General features: G+C 61.9%; 21 protein-coding genes and 1 pseudogene. 14 read left to right on the forward strand and 8 right to left on the reverse strand.

Annotated features, from left to right (window positions below; genetic code table 11):
* Window positions 1-63 precede the first annotated feature (63 nt).
* From QM596_RS05215 to QM596_RS05225, 3 genes are read left to right on the forward strand one after another with little or no spacing between them, the layout of a single operon-like run.
* A complete protein-coding gene (locus QM596_RS05215) occupies window positions 64-1,212 on the forward strand; it encodes a TetR/AcrR family transcriptional regulator (protein WP_178377370.1) in 1,149 nt (382 codons plus the stop codon).
* A gap of 58 nt (window positions 1,213-1,270) precedes the next feature.
* The gene (locus QM596_RS05220) at window positions 1,271-2,398 is read left to right on the forward strand and encodes an acyl-CoA dehydrogenase family protein (protein WP_042922335.1); all 1,128 of its coding nucleotides are present in this window, start codon (window positions 1,271-1,273) and stop codon (window positions 2,396-2,398) included.
* Window positions 2,395-3,459: an acyl-CoA dehydrogenase family protein gene (locus QM596_RS05225; protein ID WP_030535203.1), complete on the forward strand. Its 1,065-nt coding sequence runs from the start codon at window positions 2,395-2,397 to the stop codon at window positions 3,457-3,459. The genes QM596_RS05220 and QM596_RS05225 overlap by 4 nt, the downstream gene beginning before the upstream one ends.
* A 19-nt stretch (window positions 3,460-3,478) precedes the next feature.
* Here QM596_RS05225 and QM596_RS05230 read toward each other — a convergent pair whose 3' ends face one another.
* The gene (locus QM596_RS05230; protein WP_283308318.1) at window positions 3,479-5,017 is read right to left on the reverse strand and encodes an acyl-CoA synthetase; all 1,539 of its coding nucleotides are present in this window, start codon (window positions 5,015-5,017) and stop codon (window positions 3,479-3,481) included.
* A 190-nt stretch (window positions 5,018-5,207) separates the two neighbouring features.
* Between QM596_RS05230 and QM596_RS05235 the strand changes: the two genes are divergently transcribed.
* Together QM596_RS05235 and QM596_RS05240 are read left to right on the forward strand one after the other, a co-directional pair.
* Complete coding sequence (locus QM596_RS05235) at window positions 5,208-6,245, forward strand: phosphatidylinositol-specific phospholipase C domain-containing protein (protein ID WP_073513616.1); 1,038 nt, start codon at window positions 5,208-5,210, stop codon at window positions 6,243-6,245.
* Between the two features lie 75 nt (window positions 6,246-6,320).
* Window positions 6,321-7,097: a trans-aconitate 2-methyltransferase gene (locus QM596_RS05240; protein ID WP_020970678.1), complete on the forward strand. Its 777-nt coding sequence runs from the start codon at window positions 6,321-6,323 to the stop codon at window positions 7,095-7,097.
* A 27-nt stretch (window positions 7,098-7,124) separates the two neighbouring features.
* Here the strand turns inward: QM596_RS05240 and QM596_RS05245 are convergent, their stop codons facing one another.
* The 5 genes from QM596_RS05245 to QM596_RS05265 all read right to left on the reverse strand — a co-directional run bounded on the left by QM596_RS05245 (window position 7,125) and on the right by QM596_RS05265 (window position 11,714).
* Window positions 7,125-8,120 carry a glycine betaine ABC transporter substrate-binding protein gene (locus tag QM596_RS05245; protein WP_019745161.1) on the reverse strand — a complete coding sequence of 332 codons (996 nt, stop codon included), beginning with the start codon at window positions 8,118-8,120 and terminating at the stop codon, window positions 7,125-7,127.
* Entirely contained in the window at window positions 8,117-8,935 is an 819-nt protein-coding gene (locus tag QM596_RS05250) for an ABC transporter permease (RefSeq protein ID WP_003939758.1), read from the reverse strand. Before QM596_RS05250 ends, QM596_RS05245 begins: the two co-directional genes overlap by 4 nt.
* 2 nt (window positions 8,936-8,937) lie before the next feature.
* Window positions 8,938-10,149: an ATP-binding cassette domain-containing protein gene (locus QM596_RS05255; protein WP_283308319.1), complete on the reverse strand. Its 1,212-nt coding sequence runs from the start codon at window positions 10,147-10,149 to the stop codon at window positions 8,938-8,940.
* Entirely contained in the window at window positions 10,146-10,793 is a 648-nt protein-coding gene (locus QM596_RS05260; protein ID WP_019745160.1) for an ABC transporter permease, read from the reverse strand. Before QM596_RS05260 ends, QM596_RS05255 begins: the two co-directional genes overlap by 4 nt.
* Window positions 10,794-11,093: 300 nt before the next feature.
* Entirely contained in the window at window positions 11,094-11,714 is a 621-nt protein-coding gene (locus QM596_RS05265) for a malonic semialdehyde reductase (protein ID WP_007731458.1), read from the reverse strand.
* 109 nt (window positions 11,715-11,823) lie between these two features.
* Between QM596_RS05265 and QM596_RS05270 the strand changes: the two genes are divergently transcribed.
* From QM596_RS05270 to QM596_RS05295, 6 genes and pseudogenes are all read left to right on the forward strand, one after another.
* On the forward strand, window positions 11,824-12,177 hold the full coding sequence (locus tag QM596_RS05270) for a winged helix-turn-helix transcriptional regulator (protein WP_007731459.1): 354 nt from the start codon (window positions 11,824-11,826) through the stop codon (window positions 12,175-12,177).
* Window positions 12,178-12,332: 155 nt separating this feature from the next.
* Window positions 12,333-12,500: a hypothetical protein gene (locus QM596_RS05275; protein ID WP_155277909.1), complete on the forward strand. Its 168-nt coding sequence runs from the start codon at window positions 12,333-12,335 to the stop codon at window positions 12,498-12,500.
* A 23-nt stretch (window positions 12,501-12,523) separates the two neighbouring features.
* Window positions 12,524-12,868: pseudogene (locus tag QM596_RS05280) on the forward strand (transposase); the annotation flags it as partial.
* A gap of 175 nt (window positions 12,869-13,043) precedes the next feature.
* On the forward strand, window positions 13,044-14,006 hold the full coding sequence (locus QM596_RS05285) for a DUF389 domain-containing protein (protein WP_021332068.1): 963 nt from the start codon (window positions 13,044-13,046) through the stop codon (window positions 14,004-14,006).
* Between the two features lie 543 nt (window positions 14,007-14,549).
* Window positions 14,550-15,398, forward strand: a complete 849-nt coding sequence (locus QM596_RS05290) for an alpha/beta fold hydrolase (protein ID WP_020970664.1) — start codon at window positions 14,550-14,552, stop codon at window positions 15,396-15,398.
* Between the two features lie 203 nt (window positions 15,399-15,601).
* Window positions 15,602-15,805: a PspC domain-containing protein gene (locus tag QM596_RS05295; protein WP_019745155.1), complete on the forward strand. Its 204-nt coding sequence runs from the start codon at window positions 15,602-15,604 to the stop codon at window positions 15,803-15,805.
* 9 nt (window positions 15,806-15,814) lie between these two features.
* Here QM596_RS05295 and QM596_RS05300 read toward each other — a convergent pair whose 3' ends face one another.
* The gene (locus tag QM596_RS05300; protein WP_019745154.1) at window positions 15,815-16,474 is read right to left on the reverse strand and encodes a TetR/AcrR family transcriptional regulator; all 660 of its coding nucleotides are present in this window, start codon (window positions 16,472-16,474) and stop codon (window positions 15,815-15,817) included.
* A 99-nt stretch (window positions 16,475-16,573) separates the two neighbouring features.
* Between QM596_RS05300 and QM596_RS05305 the strand changes: the two genes are divergently transcribed.
* Complete coding sequence (locus tag QM596_RS05305; protein WP_003940566.1) at window positions 16,574-18,070, forward strand: MFS transporter; 1,497 nt, start codon at window positions 16,574-16,576, stop codon at window positions 18,068-18,070.
* Between the two features lie 49 nt (window positions 18,071-18,119).
* Here QM596_RS05305 and QM596_RS05310 read toward each other — a convergent pair whose 3' ends face one another.
* The gene (locus tag QM596_RS05310) at window positions 18,120-18,827 is read right to left on the reverse strand and encodes a TetR/AcrR family transcriptional regulator (RefSeq protein ID WP_020970663.1); all 708 of its coding nucleotides are present in this window, start codon (window positions 18,825-18,827) and stop codon (window positions 18,120-18,122) included.
* A 141-nt stretch (window positions 18,828-18,968) separates the two neighbouring features.
* Here QM596_RS05310 and QM596_RS05315 point away from each other — a divergent pair, with 141 nt between their 5' ends.
* Complete coding sequence (locus QM596_RS05315; protein WP_020908979.1) at window positions 18,969-19,406, forward strand: GtrA family protein; 438 nt, start codon at window positions 18,969-18,971, stop codon at window positions 19,404-19,406.
* 50 nt (window positions 19,407-19,456) lie between these two features.
* Entirely contained in the window at window positions 19,457-20,227 is a 771-nt protein-coding gene (locus QM596_RS05320; RefSeq protein WP_283308320.1) for an ABC transporter permease, read from the forward strand.
* Window positions 20,228-20,296: the final 69 nt, after the last annotated feature.

Here is a 20,296-nt window from a genome sequence, read left to right on the forward strand (position 1 = left end):
CATTGCTTCATTCCTCGGCTCGGTACTCTGAGCTTGTCCGCTGCCGCGAAGGAGAGAGTCACGATGGTCGTACGCAGGCCCCGCGACCGTAAGCAGCAGATTCTTGCGGCTGCAGGTGAGCTTTTCCGTGAGCACGGTTATCACAACGTGTCTGTCGCTCAGGTGGCTGCTGCAGTTGGAATCACGGCACCTGCGCTCTATCGGCACTTCAAGAACAAGCCGGATCTCCTCTACGCCGCGGTCAACGCAGGCATCGAATCGCTCTACGATCGGGTCGCAGGTGCCGAGGATCTGAAAACACTGATCACCGAACTTGCGGCATCGGTGTCCAAACGTCGGGGTCTGTCGCTCCTGTGGCAGCGAGAGGCACGCTATCTGCCTGACGAGCAACGTGAGGAAATGCGTTCGACCCTCAAGAGTGCAGCTTCGCGCGATGCAGCGCTGATCCGAATTGAGCGTCCCGACCTCGACGAGGAAGACAGCTATCTGCTCGCCTGGGCTGTCATCGCAGTCTTCAACAGTGTGTCTTCGCATCGAGTGTCCTTGCCGAGGCGTCAGATGGAACTGCTGCTTGTCGAGTTGGCAGACCGCGCTGCATACGCGGAACTGGGTCGCTCAGAAGTGAAAGTCGTGGCGGCAACGGGTCACCTGCCCGTTGTGATACCCAGACGTGAACTCTTGTTGACCGAAGCAATTCGGCTGTTCGACGAGCGTGGATATCAAGCAGTCAATACCGAGGACATCGGTGAGGCTGCAGGAACGACAGGCCCGAATGTGTACAACCACTTCGATGCCAAGATCGACCTGCTGATCTCCGCGGTCTCGAGGGGCGGCGAGCGTCGCCGGCTCGGCGTTGCACAGGCTCTCGGCGCCGCAACCGGCCCGGAGGACGCGCTGTCCGGATTGCTTGCCGCACATATCGATTTCGCGATCAACGAGCGTCATTTGATCGGGTTGTTGATCAGCGAACTCGACCAATTACCGGACAAGTTCCGCCGCACGTGTGAACAGAATCAACGTGAGTACGTCGCGCTATGGGTCAAGATGCTCGAAGAAGTCCGTCCGGGCCTCGAGTCCGCCACCGCCAGGATCACCGTCAATGCCACTTTGACAGTTGTGGAGAACGCCGTCCGAATCGGCCGGCTTCGCCGTCGCGACGACCTGTCGGACAGACTCTTCGAGATCGGCTGCGCCCTGCTGCTGGGCGCATGAAAAATTCGGGTAAGCGCCACGGGCGGCGGATCGACTCACGAAACTGATCGGAGACGTCATGCGTTTCGACGCAACAGAACTGACGATCGAGGAGCTTGCTCTTCAGGCTGAAGTGCGGGAGTACCTCGACAAGCGACTCACCCCCGGTACCTACTCGCTCGGACTCGGGATGGCCGGGGCGGTGGATCCGGTGTTCTCGCGAGATCTGGGTCGACGTGGGTGGCTCGGCATGTCGCTGCCGAAGGAATACGGCGGGGGCGGACGGTCAGCAGTGGATCGATTGGTCGTCGTCGAAGAACTTCTCGCGCGGGGAGCGCCGGTCGGCTATCACTGGATCGGAGACAGACAGTCGGGTCCGAGCATCGCCGCCAACGGCACGGAAGAACAGAAGCGGTACTTCCTTCCCGGTATCGCGAGCGGTGAGTTCTCGTTCTCGATCGGGATGAGTGAGCCCGACTCGGGTTCGGACCTGGCATCGGTGCGCACTCGCGCCGAACGTGTCGATGGTGGCTGGAAAGTCAACGGCACCAAGATCTGGACCACCGGCGCCTTCCATGCCACACACATACTCGCCCTGCTTCGAACCTCGGCAGACAAGCACAACGGTCTCACTCAGCTGATCGTCGATCGCGACAGCGAGGGTCTGACCGTCTCACCCATTCCGTTCATCGACGGTAGTGAGGACTTCTGCGAGGTGTCGTTCCAGGATGTTTTCGTGCCGGATTCGCGTCGCCTCGGAGACGTCGGAGCGGGCTGGGGACAAAACACCGGTGAACTCGCACTCGAGCGAGGTGGCGTCGACCGTTGGATGTCGCTGATGCCGGTCCTCGAGAACTTCGCGGCCAACCAAGCAGCGCAATGCGGTCCAGCTGCCCTCGCCGATCTGGGCTCGATTACCGCACGCTGCTGGGCTTTTCGCGGGATGTCGCTGTCCATCGCACGGATGGTCGACGCCGGTCGCTCGCCGGTCACGGAGGCCGCGCTGATCAAGGAGATGGCAACACGCTTCGAACAGGACTGTGTTGCGACCGTCGCGCGGCACCTCGGCCGGGCTCCGGACCTTGCATCCGACGATCCGTACGAGTCGCTGCTCGCCCGGGCCGTGCTGGTGGCGCCGTCGTGGTCGATTCGCGGCGGTACCAACGAAATTCTCCGCACCGTGATCATGAAAGGGTTGGACCGATGAATTCGGGGTCACAGATCAACGCGTACACATTCGACGCCGACCTCGAATCGATGGTCGAGCAATTTTTCGCCGAGAAGTCCGGCACCGAGGTGGTAGCGCAGGCGGAGATCGGCGGTCTGCCCGCCGGATTATGGAGCGCGGCAGTCGAACTAGGGTTACCTCTGGTCGGTCTTCCCGAATCGGTTGGTGGTTCCGGTGGCTCGCTCCTCGACGCCGTGACTGTCCAGCGCGCGGCGGCGAGGCACGCTGCGCCGCTGCCGCTCGCCGAGACGTACCTCGCGGGCAGGCTGGCAACAGCGGGCGGGTTACCCGTGCCCTCCGGAATCGCAACGGTCGCCCCGGGTTCGCCGCGCGACGATGTGCGCCGGACCGACGACGGTTTCCTGTCGGGAACCTTTCACGACGTGCCGTGGGGTAGTGCCGCATCAGTGCTGGCAGCAGTTCTCGGTGATCGCGTCGTACTCCTTGACATCTCCGACGCCGAGATCGGTGGCGGGACGGATCTTGCGGGGCAACCGCGTGAGAGCCTGACGTTCTCCGAAGCGCGGACCATTGACGGCGACAACCCGGTCGATGCCCGGATTCTCAGCAAGCTCGGCGCGTTCTTGCGCTCGGTGCAGATGTCGGGAGCGATGGAGTCGGCGTCGACGTTGACCCGGCGCTATGTGTCCGACCGGGTGCAATTCGGTAGGCCCGTCGCGCAGTTTCAAGCAGTCCAGCAGCATATCGTGACGCTTGCTCAGATGGCTTCGATGTCCACGCTGGCCGTCGATCGCACTGCACATGCACTCATCAGAGGCGACGCCGACTTCGAAGTGAGCGCAACCAAATTGGTGGTTTCGCAGAATGCGCTCGTGAGCGTCCGCGCCGCCCACCAGGCACACGGTGCAATCGGCATGACCCGCGAATACCGATTGCAACAACTGACGCGTCGACTGCACGCCTGGCGATCGGAGTTCGGCGACGAAATCGCGAGTGCGACGCAACTAGGAGAGGCCGTAGCGGCGTCGCCGTCACTGCACCGCTTGATCACCGACCCAGAACCGACATTGAAGCTGTAATCCTGACCGTCGTAAAGGATTACGTTGCGTTGCAACGAAGATCGCGCTTCAGCACCTTGCCTGCTGCCGACAGCGGCAATGCATCGACGAATTGGAAAGTGCGCGGAGATTTGTATCCGGCTATCAGCGTTTTCACGTGAGCGCGCAGTTCGTCGGCGTCGGCGTCGAAACCATGCCGAAGGACGACCACGGCATGGACACGCTCGCCCCACTGGGCATCGGGCAGACCGATCACGGAACAGGCCGCGACGGATTCGTGTTGTGCCAGAGCGTTTTCGACCTCGGTGGAGTAGACGTTCTCGCCACCGGTGACGATCATGTCCTTGATGCGATCGACGATGAACAGGTAACCGCGGGCGTCGAGGTACCCCGCGTCGCCGGTATGCATCCACCCGCTGCGGAGCACTTCAGCGGTCTCCTTCGGTTTGTTCCAGTATCCGAGCATGACGTGGCTGCCGAACGTGACGATTTCGCCCACCTCGCCGGGTGGGAGTTCCGAGCCGGCCGGGTCGACGATTTTCAGTTCGCAGTGAGGGAGTGCGCGACCAGCGCTGCGGAGGAGATCACCACCTTCGAGGTGATCGGCTGGACTCAGCATGCTGATGTGCGCGGTTTCAGTCATCCCGTAGCCCTGAGCGAAGGAACTGTTGGGGAACATTTGCATGACCTGCCCGAGAAGCGTCGGAGATATGGGCGAGGCGCCGTATCTCAGGATCCTGACGCTGGACAGATCGTAGGTGGTTGCGTCTTCGCCCGTTTCGTTTTTGTGGGCGACCAACATCTGGAGCATTGTCGGCACCAGACCCACGGTTGTCGGGCGATAGCGGTCCACGGCCTCGAGGAACGTCCGTGGGCTGAAGTTCGCTACGAAGACCTGGGTTCCACCCATCAGCGACTGAGCCAACCATCCGACGATCCCGGCAATGTGAAACAGAGGGTTCACCGCGAGGTTCGTTCCGTTGCTGATTGCCACGCCGCCTGCCGCGAGAGTGCCCAGCGCCGAGGTCATCAGCGCTTGATGGCTGATCATCACGCCCTTCGGCACTCCGGTGGTCCCGCCGGTGTAGAGGAGTAGTGCAAGCGTGTCGCCGCCGACGCGCAGATCGTCGACCGGAATCGCCTCCGCGATCACCTGTTCGTAGTCGAGCATTCCGTCCGGAACTCGGTCGTTGCCGCAGTAGACGACAGTGGTCAGGCCTGGACACGCCTCGCGAAGGGTAGATCCGACGGAAGCAAAATTCTCGTCCACGAGTAATACCGTCGACCCTGAATCTTCCAGGGCGTACCTGATTTCCGCCGTGCTCCAGCGAGAATTGACCGGACTGGCCACTGCTCCGAACCACCAGCAGGCCAGGAGCGCCTCGTGGTAGTAGTCGGAGTTCGATGCCAAGATCGCGACTCTGTCACCGGTGTGCAGGCCTAACGTCTGCAGCCCGCCCGCGAGCCTCTTGATCCGGTCGACCGATTCGCGAGACGTGCGCACTCGGCCATCGGAGATCGTCATCACCGCTTCGGGCGACGCTCGTAGGGATCGGTGAACGAATTGAGTCAGCTGCATGCGATTCCTCCTGCGAGTGTGCGGCGAGTGCTCTGACTCGGATCAGTTCCGGCACTGATGCTATTGGCCTGACAATTGCCCTCACCCACCGCCTGAAATCATGCCCCACTCCGGTGCAATCTAGACGATTGTCCAGTTAACTCTGACGATTCCATCCTGCCGTGGGGTGATTTCTGCGAGAGTGTCGAACATGCGAGCAATCCTGGTAGCCGGTATGAGTGCGTTCGTGGCGGTCGTCTCGGCGCCCTCTGCCGGCGCCGAAACGACTACGAACCAAGTGCGCTCGTTTTCCGAGACCACGTCAGTCGGGGTCCACAATTCCTACGAGAAGGCGACGTTTCCGTACTTCGCCGACGCTTTGGATTCCGGGGCGTCGTTGCTCGAGCTGGACCTGTGGACCAACGGGGGCGGTCCGGACTGGCGTGTGTCGCACATGAATCCGGTGGCGAGCGAGAGCAACTGCGTCGGCGCTCAGGACGCATCCGGGTTGCGAAGCGGTCTACGAGATCAGGGATTCCGTGGATGCCTGGCAGATATGCGGGCGTGGCACGAGGCCAATCCCGAGCACCCGCCGGTGATGATCAAGTTGGAAATCAAGGACGGGTTCACTGCCGGGTACGGACGTGGGCCCGCGGATCTCGACGCCCTGATTCTCGGGACACTCGGAGACGCGGTTTTCACGCCGGCCGATTTGATGGGGGAGTCCTACTCCACCCCGGATGCCGCCGTCACCGAGCGTGGATGGCCGAGCAATTCCGAAATGACCGGGAAATTTCTGTTCGAGCTGATACCGGGAACGATCGAGGAGGGAAACCCTCTCGATACGGAGTGGACGGACCGGCAGTATGCGACGCACCTGCGAGATCTGTCCTCCGCCGGGCTCGTCGAACTCAGCGCCGCCTTTCCCGCTGTTCACCGTGCATCACCGGGAGACCCACGTCTCGACCGCTATACCGACCCGGGGATCCGTCCGTGGTTCGTGATTTTCGACGGCGACGCTCTCGACTACACCGCCGGAGTCGTGGATCCGAGTTGGTACCACGATCGCGGCTACCTGCTCGTCATGACCGACGCGCACAAGGTCGCTCCGCAGATCGACGGAACCCATGCCACCGAAACCGAGGCGAGCGAGCGTCTCGACCTGTTGGCCGGGCAGCACGCAAGTTACATCACCGCGGACTGGTCGAGGTTGCCGAACGTACTGTCCACCGTGGTGCCGCGTCGGTGATTTTCGAAAGGCCGGATCGTGAAGAGCGAGATCTGACGGGCGGCAATTCTCAGGAACAGGGTGCAGGATGGGTTCATGCGCACTGTCACGTGGAATCCCGAAGTCTACGGCCGCTATTCGGGTGAGCGGTCACGCCCGTTCGTGGACCTGGTGTCACGGGTGGCGACCGAAGACCCGACGCGGGTAGCCGACCTCGGCTGCGGATCAGGTAGCTTGACCGCGATGCTGGGGGAACGATGGCCGGACGCGGCGGTATCCGGTTTCGATTCGTCTCCCGAAATGGTGGCGCAGGCCCCGACAGACTTACCGGGAAACGTCACCGTCGAGTTGGGGGACATCATGTCCTTCGATGCCACGGGTTACGACGTGGTCGTCAGTAACGCTGCATTGCAGTGGGTTCCGCGCCACCGCGAGCTGATCGACCAGTGGGCGGACACCCTGGTATCCGGGTCGTGGCTGGCGTGGCAGGTTCCGGGAAACTTCGATGCACCGTCACATGCGCTCATGCGAAGCCTCGCGGAGTCCGCGGAATGGAGCGAGCGACTGGGCGGCGTCCTACGCGGCCCGGAAGGCGTCGACAGTCCGGTTGCGTACGCGCAGCGTCTGCAGGAGCACGGATTCGACGTCGACGCCTGGGAGACGACGTACGTACACGTGCTGGCCGGTGCTGATCCGGTGCTCGGATGGGTTCGAGGGACTGGACTTCGGCCGGTGCTGGACGTTCTCGGCGAGGCCGACGCTCCGGAGTTCGAGCGCCAGTATTCGGATCTGCTGCGGGAGGCGTATCCCGCAACAGCCGCCGGAACGCTGTTTCCGTTCCGGCGGGTGTTCTGCGTGGGACGCAAGCGGTAACTACTCGGCTGTGCTGCGGTCCGCCGATCACTCAGCGGTGACAAAGCCTTCCGAGACCAGCCAGTCGCGAGCCACGTCCGCCGGCTCCTTGCCGTCGACGTCGACCTGCCGGTTGAGCTCGGTCATCACCTCGTTGGTCAGTTTCTCCGAGATCGGCGCCATGACTTCGGCAACCTCCGGATGTGCTTCCGCGAAGTCCTTTTTCATGACCAATGCCGGATTGTATTTCGGGAAGAACTGCAGATCGTCTTCGAGCAGAACGAGATCGAGTGCGATGATGCGACCGTCGGTGGTGAACACCTCGCCGAACTTGCACTGATCGCTGTCGGCTGTCGCCTGGTAGATGATGCCGGTCTGCAGGATCTGGCGCTGGGCACGCGAGGCGTCGAAACCGTATTTCGCTGCCAGGCCGGGGTATCCGTCCTGGCGGACGTTGAACTCGGTCTCGACGCACGTCACCGCGGCGCCGGGATCGGATTCGACCAACTTCGCGTAGTCGGAAACCGTCTTGACGCCGGTCTTCTCAGCGGTCTCCTTGCTCATCGCCAATGCATACGTATTGTTCATCGGCGCCGGATCGGTCCACACCATGTCGTTCGCAGCAAGGTCCGCATCACGGACGGCCTCGAACTGCGCCTGCGAATCGGGAAGAGGAGTCTCGTTGCCGAGGTAGTTGATCCAGCCGGTCCCGGTGTACTCGTACGCAAGGTCGATCTGCCCGTTCAACTGTGCGTCACGGGTGCTGTTCGAGCCCTGGATGTTCGTGAGATCTCGAACATCTGCGCCCGCAGCGGCCATCGCGAATTCGATGACGTATCCGAGCACGATCTGCTCGGTGAAGTCCTTGGAGCCGACGGTCATCTTCACACCCTCGAGCTCGGGAACCGGCTCGATGCTGCCGGGGCCGACAGCCAGGGGCAGAGCGCCACCGGACTCGAGGCCACACGAAGCGACAAGTGTGAGGCCGATCGTGGCAACCGCGACTTTCCAGCCCCACGTTCTGGTGATCGAAGTCTTGGTCATCGTAATCCCTTGGGCCCGAGATAAGTTTCGGCGAGCGCGCCGAGCCAGTCGATCAGCAAGGCCAACGACACCGCCAGTACGGCACCGACCACGAGGGTGACGTTGTCGCGGAGCTTGTATCCGGTGTCGATCAGAATGCCGAGTCCGCCGGCACTGACCAGGAAGCACAGCGTCGCGGTGCCGACTGCCAGAACGAGCGAAGTGCGCAGTCCTGCAAGGATGTACGGGACGGCCATCGGGAATTCGAGTTGACGCAGGACCGTGAGCGAAGACATTCCCTGCCCGCGCCCGGCATCGATCAAGGTCTTGTCCACTTGCTGATAGCCGAGAATAGTGTTGCGTAGCACCGGGAGCAGCGAATAGAACGCGATGGGAAACACGCCTATCCAGAAGCCCGTCGTTCTTGTTGCGAGATAGAACAGCACGAGCAGGCCGATGGCAGGCGCCGCGGCTCCGATGTTGGCTATCCCCACGAAGAACGGTGCCAGCCGGGTGAATTTCGGCCTGGTCAGCAGAGTTCCGAGTGGAACCGCGATGGCGACGACGATGATGACCACGGCGGCCGTGATCAGTACGTGCTGCCAGGTCAGTGTGACGATGTTGTCGAGATTGATGCTCGCCTTCTGCGTCGCGTTGAGATCTCGGCTGAATGCCCAGATCAACACGCCCGCAACCAGGATCAGGACGATGACCGGTTGCACATACAGTCGCATCCGTTCCGCACGGCGCGTGGCGGCGTTCTCGGCCGCACCCAGATCGGGGGCATCCGGTTCCATCTCAGGCGCGGAGACGCGCTCCTCTGTCGTGGCAGTCATGTTCAACCCTCGACGTTCTCGGTGTCTGGCTCTTCGTCGTGGTCGTGCGCATGCTCCTCGCGCATCTCGGAGAGATGGCTGACCAGTGTGTCGATGGTGATGAGACCGACATACTCGCCGCGCCGTCCGGTGACCACAGTGGACGCATTGCTTTCAGCGAGAAGAGCTTCCAAGGCATCCTGCAGGGTGGACTGGATGGACACGGCTTCGCCGATCTCGTTACCGACACCTCGAAGCGTCGACGCATGGGCGAGGTGGCCGGGCGAGACCCAGCGAAGCGGCCGTCCACGATGATCGAGAATCAAGGCCCACTTCCACTTACGCGCTGCGAGTGCGGTTCTCAAATCATCGACCGAATCGGTTTCGCGGGCGGTGAGGCACTGCTTGAGTTTGATCTGGCGCACGCGTGTCAGGGTCAGCTGCTTGAGCGAGGCGTCCGCCCCGACAAATCCCGCGACCATGTCGTTTGCGGGATTGGCGAGAATCGCTTCCGGAGTGTCGTACTGCATGATGCTGGACTGATTGCCCAGTACGGCAATACGGTCACCGAGTTTGACTGCCTCGTTGAAATCGTGGGTGACGAAGACGATGGTCTTACCCAACTCCGACTGCAGACGCATCAGTTCGTCCTGCAGCAGGCCGCGAGTGATCGGATCGACGGCACCGAAAGGTTCGTCCATCAACAGCACCGGAGGATCGGCAGCCAGCGCCCGTGCCACGCCCACACGCTGTTGCTGCCCGCCGGACAATTGGCGAGGGTAGCGGTCGCGATAGGTATCGGGATCGAGGCCTACGAGGTCGAGCATCTCGTCGGTGCGCGCTGCGATACGTTTCTTGTCCCAACCGATCAGACCCGGGACAGTCGCGACGTTCTTCGCAATCGTGAAGTGCGGGAACAAGCCTGCCTGCTGGATCGAGTACCCGATGCCACGGCGGAGCTTGTCCGGGTCGATCGACAGCGCGTCCTTGCCGTCGATGGTGATCTTGCCGGAGGTAGGTTCGATCAGGCGGTTGATCATGCGCATCGTCGTTGTTTTGCCGCAACCCGAAGGTCCGACGAAGACCACGATTTCACCGGCCGGAACAGTCAGCGAAACATTGTCCACCGCTGCAGCTTTCTGGCCCGGGTACCGCTTGGTGACGGACTCCAGGACGATCTCGACCCCGGATACCTTCTGATCTGTGGATACGTCAGACGGAATGGTTTCAGTCATTGCAGCCCCTTCGAAGTAGTGAGACGACCGATGACGACGTAGATTCCGTCGAGAATCAGAGCGAGAATGACGATCAGTACGGTGCCGACCAGCGCTTGCGGAACAGCATTCGGGCTACCGACACGCGAGAGTCCGGAGAAGATCAGGTTTCCCAGACCAGGACCTTTGGCGTACGCCGCGATGGCGAGGATGCCCATGAGCATCTGTGTACTGACCCGCATGCCGGTGAGGATCGACGGCCACGCGATCGGTAGCTCGATTCGACTCAGTACGTGCATGCGATTCATTCCGACACCGCGGGCTGCGTCCGTGATCGCCGGGTTGACTGCATCCAGACCGATGATCGTGTTCCGAATGATCGGGAGCAGGGCATACAAGATCAACGCGGTGATCGTGGGAGCGACGCCGAGACCGAGAATCGGAATGAGCAGTCCGAGGAGGGCGAATGAAGGAACCGTCAGGATCGTGCTGGCCAACGCCGTAGCGATGGAGGATCCCGCCGGGCTCCGGTAGACGAGAATGCCGATGATCACGGCGGCAATCGTCGCGATGATCACGGACTGGATAACTGCTGAAACATGTAGGTACGAGTCGGTCATCAATTGTTGTCGTCGTGCAACGACAAAATCCCATAGGGCGCCCATATTTCCGAACCCACTTTCTTCGGACTTCTGCTCGCTCGAACGTCTTCCCTCGACACCGACCGGCGCACAAGGGCTTTCCCCGCAGCCTCCGTAGGCCGAGGGGTTTCCCTCGACTGTCGTCCAAAAACTGAGATACTGCAACTAATTCCGATTGCAGCGTGTCGGATGTTGTTCTGGACGTGAGATTTTGCGAGACGCGGGTATGTACCCACTGCGGGCAGAGTTGAAACGCGCTGGAGATGGCAAAGCGGGAGAGTTCCGCAGAACTCTCCCGCATTGCTTGATTTGTCCGAATTGTCCTCAGGCCCAGCTGAGCGCATCCTCATCGGAGAGGCGCGGCAGACGATCGAACCAGGGGTTCTCACCGGGATGGCCGATGTTCACCACGAGGATCGTCTTGAAACGTCCGTCTGCGAAGAATTCGCCGTCGATGCCGTCGGCGTCGAACCCGGCCATCGGGCCGGCGACCAGACCCTGTGCGCGAATCGCGAGGATCACGTAGCCGGCCTGAAGTGCGGCATTGAACCGACTCGTCGAACTGGCGGCAGCCTCGTCGGATTCGAAGTAGTCCTTCATCTCCGGGCGAATGGGGAACAGGTTGGGGATGTGCTTGTAGAACTCGGTGTCCACCGCCAGAACGGCAACTGCAGGAGCGGCCTCGGTCTTGGCTTTGTTGCCATCTGCCATGTGTTCGACGAGGCGTGCTTTGCCTTCCTCGGTACGGACGAACAGCACACGTAGCGGATTGGTGTTGGCCGCGGTCGGTGCCCACTTCGCGAGCTCCCAGATCGCAGTCAGTTCGTCGTCGGTCACAGGTTCGTTCGAGAAGGAGTTGGCGGTGCGAGCCGCAGTGAAGAGGAGTTCGCGGCCGGCTTCGTCGAGTTGCTGGGCGGTGAATGGGGTGGCTGCGTCGAGAGACATCGGGGGTTTCCGTTCCGTGGTAGCTCGACCGAGCATCACCCGGTAAAGCTAGTTGCTAGTAAAAAAATAGTGCCTACGGATACGTTAGCACTGTGGCTAGGATGGTGGGGTGGCAAGCAAGAGCGAAGCGGGACACGAGCCCCGCGCATGTGACGGGGCTCTGGCCCGCGCGTTCGGCTTCCTGGGCAAACGGTGGAACGGCGTCATTCTCGGCACGCTGCTGAACGGGCCGGCGGGATTCTCCGAACTCAAGCGCGCGGTGGGCGGGATCAGTGATTCGGTGCTCTCGGAACGCCTGACGGAGTTGGCAGGGGCAGGCCTGGTGACGAGGAGCGTCGATGCAGGTCCGCCCATCGCCGTGGAGTACGAACTCACAGCGTCGGGGCAGGCGCTGCTCCCCGCTCTCAGTGAACTGACAACGTGGGCCGCCGAAAATCTGCCACCCGAGAGTTGCTCGAACTGAGCGCTAGCTCGAACGGCAGTTCAGCGACTGCGCGGGTCCTGTTTCTGCCAGTTGTTATTTCCTTACCGTTTTTCCCGGGCGATACTGGCCGAACATTTGTCGGTTCGGGGCTGCCTGGGGACGCCGGGTATGGCTCTTTTTGTGCTGCTGTTCGCATGGCTGAAGGAGAACGGCCGCCCGGTGTTCTCGACGACTCGACCTATCAATCGCCTGACGGACTTCGAAAATTCGGCCGGACGAAGTCGGAAGTGTGGTTCCGGAACAAGAAGGCATACAACGCCTCTCGGATTGACGACGCCGCGGTCGAGGCCGCAAACGGGTAGTTGGTGCGGGTGGCTGGGCAGATGTCGCCGCCACGGGTGGTGACGTGTCTGCGTTCGGAAGCGCAGACAGATTGGCCGGCATCTCAGGGTCTAGCACCTGTGCCGCGAGATTCGGGCCGAGTCAGTGGAAATCTGCGCCGGCCGCGCAGGTACGACCGCAGGCTGTTGCGGGCCTTCTATCTGTCCGCGCAGCACAGTATCCGGCACAACGCTCAGTCGTAGGCTTTTTGTACCCGCAAACGGGCCGAGGGGCAGTGTCATACGCAGGCGGTTCTTGCGTTGGGAGGCGGAGACTGAACGTGTGGTGGGCGCTCCTCCGCGATAACGCGATCTATCAACTTGGACCGACTACCGCCGCGGCTGCGTGAGCGCCCTAGCGACTAACGCAGTGCGGTAGATGTATGTGCGCCGGGGGAGTGTGGCTCGTAGCGCTGAGAATCCACGGTGTTGTGACATGTCCGAGCCCGCTATGGTTTCCGGTGATGGACCGGCCGTCGATGCTGCCTGCACCCGAGGCCACCGCCGGCTGAAGGAGACAATACTGTGCTGCATCTGCGTGTCATCTCGCCGAGTGAGCGGACCGGAGATGTGCTGAACATGTTGGCCGCCGAACCTGGGGCTACTCATGTGACACTCGCACTCAGAGCCGCTGTCGATCCGCCGGGAGATGTGATCGAGGCCGATGTAGCCCGCGCATGCGCGAACGACGTGCTTGCCGCGTTGACTGCTCTGGACCTGGTGAGGGCTGGCGGTATTTCGTTCGAGCCGGCGGGAACCATGCTGTCCTTCTCCGCAGAACGGGCGGACACTGCGGCCCCGAGAAGACCCGACGAGACAGTGGTGTGGGAGCAGTTGCTCGGTCAGGTGCGCGAAGGTGCCCGACTGACTCCGGCGTTCCTGGCCTTCCTGGTGATCGCGTTTTTGCTCTCGGCAGTCGGTGTTGCCACGGCGTCGCCGCTGACCCTGGTCGGTGCAATGGTGGTGGGGCCGGAGTTCCGGCCGCTGGCAGCGCTTTCAGTGGGTCTGGTACGTCGAGACAAAGATCTCGTGCGAAATTCGATTCGTACCCTCGCGATCTCGTTTCCGGCCGCGATGGCCCTCACCGGCCTGGCTACCTTGCTGTGGATTCGTCTGGGCTGGGTCGGAATCGGCGATGTCGAGAACGCCCGCGCATTCGACTTCATCTACGAGGTGGGGCCGTTCTCACTGGTGGTAGCACTGCTGGCGGGAGCGGCTGGCATGCTGGCAACGGTCACCTCTACCTCTACGGTCCTGGTGGGGGTGTTCATCTCGGTGACGACGGTGCCAGCTGCGGGATTGGCGGTCGTTGCGGTCTTCGCAGGTAAGTGGAATGTCGTGCTGAGTTCGCTGGCTCAGCTCGGTGTCAATCTGATCGGTATCGTGCTCGCTGGAGTAGTTGTGCTGCTGCTGTTCTCGTTGCCCCGATCCGGTCGCCAATGGAAATCAGTCACGCGCCGGGACGCCAGGCCTGGCACATCGCCGTAGGCGCCTGACCCACTGCCGGAACTGGACTTTCGAGGCTTCAGGCTGACAGCTGTCTTGCGGATCGGTGGGAATGTCTGCGCCGACAAACGTCGCGACAAACAGATCCGGCATGCGAACTGTCGGATCTGGGTACCGCTGTCTGTACCGATCATGGCTTCCAGGCTGGTTGCAGCGACTGGAAAAGGGGATCAATCGAGACGCAACCGATTGGCAGCGTGACTTCACTCAGACCCTTCGGACCTGCAGCGCCGGCGGCTCTGCCGGAGGAAACGGCCTGCCGCAGTGCTTGACAAGACTTGTCGAGATTCTCCTTGGTAGCGATGAAACATCTACGCAACGTAGATGCAACGTAACCAAAACTAGTGTTCTGGATCACACAGTGTTCGTGTGGTCGAGAGGCCTTTGGTCACGAATCTGTGGGCAGAACGGGTCCTGGTTCGCTACCGGTGGTGGATGAGGACAAGGTTCCGCGGGTTGAGCACACAGCTCGCGGAACCGCCCAACCACACGCCCCGACGAGGGCACCGGCCGACAGGAGTTCAGGTGTCCGTAGTTGCGGAAGTCTCGGCGATCGATTTCGCGGAGACCGAATTCGATTGGGCGCAGCGATCGACGCTGATTCGTGAAGTCGACCCACTCGTTCCGGGGCCACCATCCTTGGCGATGTGTCTGAGCGAACCGACGCGCGGACTGGTCGACATCGCTTCACTGCTTCTCGCGGCTCCGTGGTTGCTTCGATCGCCGCGTGGGGACGGGCATCCGGTCCTCGTTCTCCCCGGATTGCTGACTTCGGACGTTTCGACTCTCGCCTTGAGGACATACTTGAGCTTTCTCGGATACCGGGTTCACGGTTGGAATCTGGGTCTGAACACCGGTCCGACGGCGACGGTGGTCGACGGACTGCCTGCCGCATTGGCCGAGGTAGCAGATCGATACGAGCAGAAGGTGTCGGTAATTGGCTGGAGTCTGGGCGGTATCTACGCTCGAAAGCTGGCGAGGGACCTGCCGGATTCGGTGCGTCAGGTAGTGACACTGGGAAGTCCTTTCGGTCTCACCAGTCTGGAGCAGACGAGAGTCGGATCTCTCTACGCTCGTTTGTCCGGCAATCACGCGATACTGCCTCCGGTCGACGGCATCGAATCCGAACAGGGATCGCCTATTTCCGTTCCCGCCACGTCGGTCTACTCCAGGCACGACGGTATCGTTCCATGGCAAGCGTGCTGTGAAACCTCGGCAGGCCTGTCGGAAAGCATTGCGGTGCAAGGCAGTCACATGGGGTTGACCCACAACCCGTCGGCGTTGTGGACCGTTGCCGATCGTCTGGCGCAGGACGTCGACAACTGGCAACCTTTTGCGGCTCCGAAACGGCTTCGACGCATGTTTCCCTGCTGAGGTACGAGGCTGGGGTGCGAGGCTGAGGTCCGAGGCCGGGGTGTGGGGGAGAACCCTGAGTCAGACGCGGGGACGGACTCGTACCTGAGGACACACCGCGTCGGAAAAGATGGGTCCATGGCCTGATGCGCACAGGTGGATCGGCAGCGGATAGTGGAGGTCGACGCGGATGAACCGCGAGTTCCGTTGAAAGGAAACAACACATGACCTCCCCGATGAAGACCCGCAAGCTCACCCGCGCCCGCTCGGGAGCAATGTTCGGTGGGGTGTGCGCCGGAATCGCTCGATACTTCGGTTGGAAGTCGTCGACTGTCCGCTTGCTGTTCGTGCTCTCGTGCCTGCTGCCCGGCCCGCAGTTTCTGATCTACATCGTGATGTGGATTTTCATTCCTCGTGAGCAGATCTGACCGAACCGCTCAACGGCGGCGGTCTTTCAGGCATTGCTTCGCCTCGTGCAATTCCTCCGAACTCAGCGGAGGAAGGGGGAGTGCGTCACGGTGCAAGCCCTCCGTGCGTAGGCCGTCGAGCATTACCGAGAGGTATCGACGCCACACGGTCGGGTTGACGGGCTGAGCAAATTCGGTGACTGCGCCCACCATGAAGATGAGGCCGAACAGGTCCGTCGGTACGGCGTCGGGGCGCAGCATCCCGGCCTCCTGGGCCCGGTAGAAGATCCTCTCGACCGACGGTTCGATGATGGATCGTTGGCATGCGACTTGCTCGCATCCCTCGTCGGTTCCGTTCAGGACGTCTTTGAGCCCGCGGTTGACCGACATACGGCTGCAGGCGAATTCGGCAAAGGTGACAAGGCCGTCCCACGGATCCGGATTGGCGAGTGACGCGTCCGCGGCCGCCGCCATGTCGGCGAAGTTCTGTTGGAAGACTCCGTCGATCAATTCTTCTTTGCTGGCGAACCGCCGATAGACCGTTCCGACGCCGACACCCGCGCGCCGGGCGACGTCGTCGAGTGTGACGTCGATCCCTTCTTCGGCGAACAATTCACGTGCGGCGTCGATGATCAACTGCCGATTACGTGCAGCATCGGCGCGAAGGGGGCGCTCCATTGCGGTACTCATGTCCCCACTCTACCCGCCAAGTGGAGACAGCCTCTCCGTTTTCGTGTAGCGTTTTTGCTAACCGGAGAAGCCATCTCCGCATAGGTTGGGCGAGGGACTATGTCAGACATTGCTGAACGGACTGAATTCGAGCAGTCCTCAGCGCCTTCAGGGGACAACCACGCAAAGCGGTGGCTGGTTCTCGCGGTTCTGGGAATTGCGCAGCTGATGGTGGTCTTGGATGCCACCATCGTCAACATCGCGCTGCCTGCTGCGCAGCGCTCACTGGAGTTCGGTGATTCGGACCGCCAGTGGATCATCACGGCATACGCATTGGCGTTCGGCAGCTTGCTGCTACTCGGCGGTCGATTGAGCGACTTGTTCGGGCGCAGGCGAACTTTCATCGTCGGTCTTATCGGCTTCGCAGTGGCTTCCGCCATCGGTGGCGCAGCCGTCAACTTCGAAATGCTTGTTGCCGCTCGTGCCGGCCAGGGCGTATTCGGTGCGCTCCTTGCCCCGGCAGCCCTGTCGCTGCTGTCCGTGACATTCACGGATCCGGGTGAGCGTGCCAAGGCTTTCGGTATCTTCGGTGCCGTTGCCGGCGGCGGTGGCGCCATCGGACTGCTGCTCGGCGGCGCACTCACCGAGTGGGTCGACTGGCGCTGGTGCCTCTTCGTGAATCTCTTCTTCGCGGCGATCGCCCTGGTCGGAGCAGTCCTGTTGCTCGCGCCGCACACCAGTGACTCGCGACCCAAGCTCGACATCCCGGGAACGATCCTGGTGTCGATCAGCTTGTTCAGCATCGTCTTCGGATTCTCGAAGGCCGAATCGGACGGGTGGAGTGCAACTCCCACCATCTCGTGGCTCGTTGCCGGCGTCGTGTTCATGGCGGCGTTCATCTACTGGCAGACCAAGTCCGAGCACCCGCTCCTTCCGCTGCGGGTGGTCCTCGACCGAATCCGGGCTGGCTCGTACCTGGCGATCTTCCTTTCCGGCGCAGGCATGTTCGCAGTCTTCCTGTTCCTGACGTACTACATGCAGCTGATCCTCGGGTACAGCCCGATCATGACCGGCCTCGCATTCATGCCGATGGTGTTCGGAATCGTGACAGCGGCAACGCTTTCGACAGCGGTTTTGCTACCGCGCGTCGGTCCGCGAGTGCTGATCGTGAGCGGAATGGTTATCGCGGCGATCGGAATGACGCTGCTGGCCCAGATTTCCGTGGACAGCACCTATGCAGTCCACATTCTGCCGGGGCTCGTTGTCACCGGACTCGGCATGGGCAGCATTTTCGCCCCGTCGATGCAGGGAGCAACTTCAGGCGTGCACCACGAAGATGCCGGCGTCGCATCTGCCACGGTCAACACGATGCAGCAGGTGGGCGGCTCGATCGGAACTGCACTGCTCAGCACGATTGCAGCCTCGGCTTCCACCAACTACCTGGTGGGCCGCGAGATGAATCCGCTGACCCAGGCACAGGCTGCCGTCGAGAGTTACACCACCACGTTCTATTGGGCCGCAGGCATATTCGCGGTCGGTGCGGTCTTGACCGGACTGGTTCTTCGGAGTGGACTGCTTCCGGATTCGCCGGAAGGTGAACCGGTAATCGCTCACTGACAGCTAATTTCGGGGTCGACGCCATTGCGGCGTCGACCCCGAAATCGAGTCAGCAGTTCTTATCGGGCGATGCCTGAAACCGATGAAGGACGTGATCGAGTTGTTCGGAGGAAAGCGCCGGGACGGGCAACTCGCGATGGCCGGTGCGGGACGCGCAGAGTCCGTCGATCATGAACCCGAGTGCGCGGCGGTAAGCCTGAGGGGCCTCGTCGCCGCCGAACTTCTGGGCCATCTTGACGACCTGCATGAGAAGCGGAATGTCGTTGACTTCGAAGTCGCTGCGCAGGGTGCCCTGTTCCTTGGCGCGATTGACAAGTGCCGCGGTGTGCTGAGCGATCCCGGCGCGCGCGCGAGCGAAAGTGTCGGACGCGAAGCGCCCGTCCATCAGGAGATCGCCGAATCCGCGGTTGTCTGCCATGCGCAGGGAGATCACGTCGAGAAAGTAGACAAGACCTTCCCAGGCGTCTGGCATCTCCCGGGCGGTGGCGGCAATCGTTTCGATCTCGGAGCACCGTGTGTCGAACAGGGCCTGGATCAGCTCGTCCTTGCTGGCGAACCGGCGATAGACGGTGCCGACGCCGACGCCGGCGTGCTTGGCGACGTCCGCCAGCGTGGCGTCGAGTCCTTGGGCAGCGAACACCTCGCGAGCGGAGTTGAGGATGCGCTCGAGGTTGGCCTTGGCGTCGGACCGAAGGCGCGGCTGTGAGCAGTCGGCCGAGGTCCCCGCATGAGAAGCGTCGGGGTGTGTTGTCGGCATCCTCACAGTCTACGGCACTAAGCGGAATGATCGATTCCGTTAGTGCTATATTACTAAGCGGAACGTGTGGTTCCGATTGTCCGTATGAGAGAAGCCGATATGAGCACGTCTGACATCTGGGTCGGGAGCAATCCGATCTCGATGGTGGGTACGCGGAGTGCAGGTTTCGCGGCAACGAGGCTTCGCGCTCTTGCCGGCGACGGCGCCTTTGCTCAGCTCGTTCGTTTTGCCCTCGTCGGCGGAGCCAGCAATATCTTGTACTTTGCCGCTTTTCTGGCGCTGCGCGGTGACGGAGCGCTGGTCGCCAACGCCGTTGGTGCAGTCTTGAGCACCATTCTGGCCAACGAGCTGCATCGCCGGCTCACCTTCCATGCCGCGGATCGCGTCAACTGGTTCACCGCGCAGTGGGAAGGCGGTGGACTCGCTCTGGTCGGGTTGATCGCCAGTTCGGCCGCCATCAGTGCGCTCGGCTTCCTTCTCCCCGGCGCCGACGGACTTCTTCAAGCCGGGCTTGTGATCGCAGTGAGCGGAATTGTCGGTGGCCTGCGATTCGTCGCTCTTCGCGGTTGGGTTTTCTGAGCGGTTCTCGAATTCGAATCGGACTCGGCTCGTAGGGAACACTGTGACCCATGAGCCTTTCGATAGCCGACTCCGGCATCCGTCTGGCTGTGCTCTGCATCGTCATGGCTCTTGTCGCCACGCTCGTCTACCGATTCGCCTCTCTCGGTAGCGTTCGGGTAGTCCCCGGCGCACTCGCTCGTGGCGCTCTTCAGTTGGCTGCGATTTCGTTGATACTCGCCGCTGCCTTGGCTCACATCTGGTCAGCGCTCCTCGTGCTCGTCGGCATGTTCGCTGCCGCGTCGTTCACCGCGGCACGACGCTGCGGCGCAGGTACGTCCGGAGCGTGGCTGACCATCGCCTTGGCGTCGGGAATCGGTGTGGTTCTGCCACTGATGCTGCTGTCCGGAGTGGTTCCGCTGGAAGGCATCGCTCTGGTGCCGATCGGCGGAATTGTTCTGGGCGGCGCGATGACTGCGACATCGATGGCAGCCAAACGCGGACTCGACGCAGTCGATGATCGATACGGGGAAGTGGAAGCCGCACTGAGCCTTGGATTTTCCCAGCGCGATGCACGGTGGGAAGTAGCCCGCACCGCTGCCTCCGACGCCCTGCTACCGGGAGTCGACCAGACGCGCACCGTCGGCCTCGTGACATTGCCCGGCGCTTTTGTCGGCGTTTTGCTCGCGACGGGGTCGGCCGTTCAAGCCGGTGCCGTGCAAATTCTTGTGCTGGCAGGGCTGCTGTTGGCGCAAACCTGCTCGGTCGCCGTGGCGTTGGAACTCGTCGCCCGCGGTTTCGTCTTTCGAGGTAAGACTGTCAGGCCTGCGCGAGTTCGTTGATCTTGTCGCTGCGAAGGACGCGGTCGGGAAGATCGGGCGTGTTTGCCGCGAGGGTGATCATTGCCCTGC

The sequence above is a fragment of the Rhodococcus sp. IEGM 1406 genome, from assembly GCF_030056745.1.
In the GTDB taxonomy this organism is placed as follows: Bacteria; Actinomycetota; Actinomycetes; order Mycobacteriales; family Mycobacteriaceae; genus Rhodococcus_F; species Rhodococcus_F erythropolis.

Bases quoted from the DNA above. Each gene is read 5' to 3' on its own strand.
- QM596_RS05215 (WP_178377370.1), top strand. From the start codon at position 64: ATGGTCGTACGCAGGCCCCGCGACCGTAAGCAGCAGATTCTTGCGGCT.
- QM596_RS05220 (WP_042922335.1), top strand. From the start codon at position 1,271: ATGCGTTTCGACGCAACAGAACTGACGATCGAGGAGCTTGCTCTTCAG.
- QM596_RS05225 (WP_030535203.1), top strand. From the start codon at position 2,395: ATGAATTCGGGGTCACAGATCAACGCGTACACATTCGACGCCGACCTC.
- QM596_RS05230 (WP_283308318.1), bottom strand. From the start codon at position 5,017: ATGCAGCTGACTCAATTCGTTCACCGATCCCTACGAGCGTCGCCCGAA.
- QM596_RS05235 (WP_073513616.1), top strand. From the start codon at position 5,208: ATGCGAGCAATCCTGGTAGCCGGTATGAGTGCGTTCGTGGCGGTCGTC.
- QM596_RS05240 (WP_020970678.1), top strand. From the start codon at position 6,321: ATGCGCACTGTCACGTGGAATCCCGAAGTCTACGGCCGCTATTCGGGT.
- QM596_RS05245 (WP_019745161.1), bottom strand. From the start codon at position 8,120: ATGACCAAGACTTCGATCACCAGAACGTGGGGCTGGAAAGTCGCGGTT.
- QM596_RS05250 (WP_003939758.1), bottom strand. From the start codon at position 8,935: ATGACTGCCACGACAGAGGAGCGCGTCTCCGCGCCTGAGATGGAACCG.
- QM596_RS05255 (WP_283308319.1), bottom strand. From the start codon at position 10,149: ATGACTGAAACCATTCCGTCTGACGTATCCACAGATCAGAAGGTATCC.
- QM596_RS05260 (WP_019745160.1), bottom strand. From the start codon at position 10,793: ATGGGCGCCCTATGGGATTTTGTCGTTGCACGACGACAACAATTGATG.
- QM596_RS05265 (WP_007731458.1), bottom strand. From the start codon at position 11,714: ATGTCTCTCGACGCAGCCACCCCATTCACCGCCCAGCAACTCGACGAA.
- QM596_RS05275 (WP_155277909.1), top strand. From the start codon at position 12,333: ATGGCTGAAGGAGAACGGCCGCCCGGTGTTCTCGACGACTCGACCTAT.
- QM596_RS05295 (WP_019745155.1), top strand. From the start codon at position 15,602: ATGACCTCCCCGATGAAGACCCGCAAGCTCACCCGCGCCCGCTCGGGA.
- QM596_RS05300 (WP_019745154.1), bottom strand. From the start codon at position 16,474: ATGAGTACCGCAATGGAGCGCCCCCTTCGCGCCGATGCTGCACGTAAT.
- QM596_RS05305 (WP_003940566.1), top strand. From the start codon at position 16,574: ATGTCAGACATTGCTGAACGGACTGAATTCGAGCAGTCCTCAGCGCCT.
- QM596_RS05310 (WP_020970663.1), bottom strand. From the start codon at position 18,827: ATGCCGACAACACACCCCGACGCTTCTCATGCGGGGACCTCGGCCGAC.
- QM596_RS05315 (WP_020908979.1), top strand. From the start codon at position 18,969: ATGGTGGGTACGCGGAGTGCAGGTTTCGCGGCAACGAGGCTTCGCGCT.
- QM596_RS05320 (WP_283308320.1), top strand. From the start codon at position 19,457: ATGAGCCTTTCGATAGCCGACTCCGGCATCCGTCTGGCTGTGCTCTGC.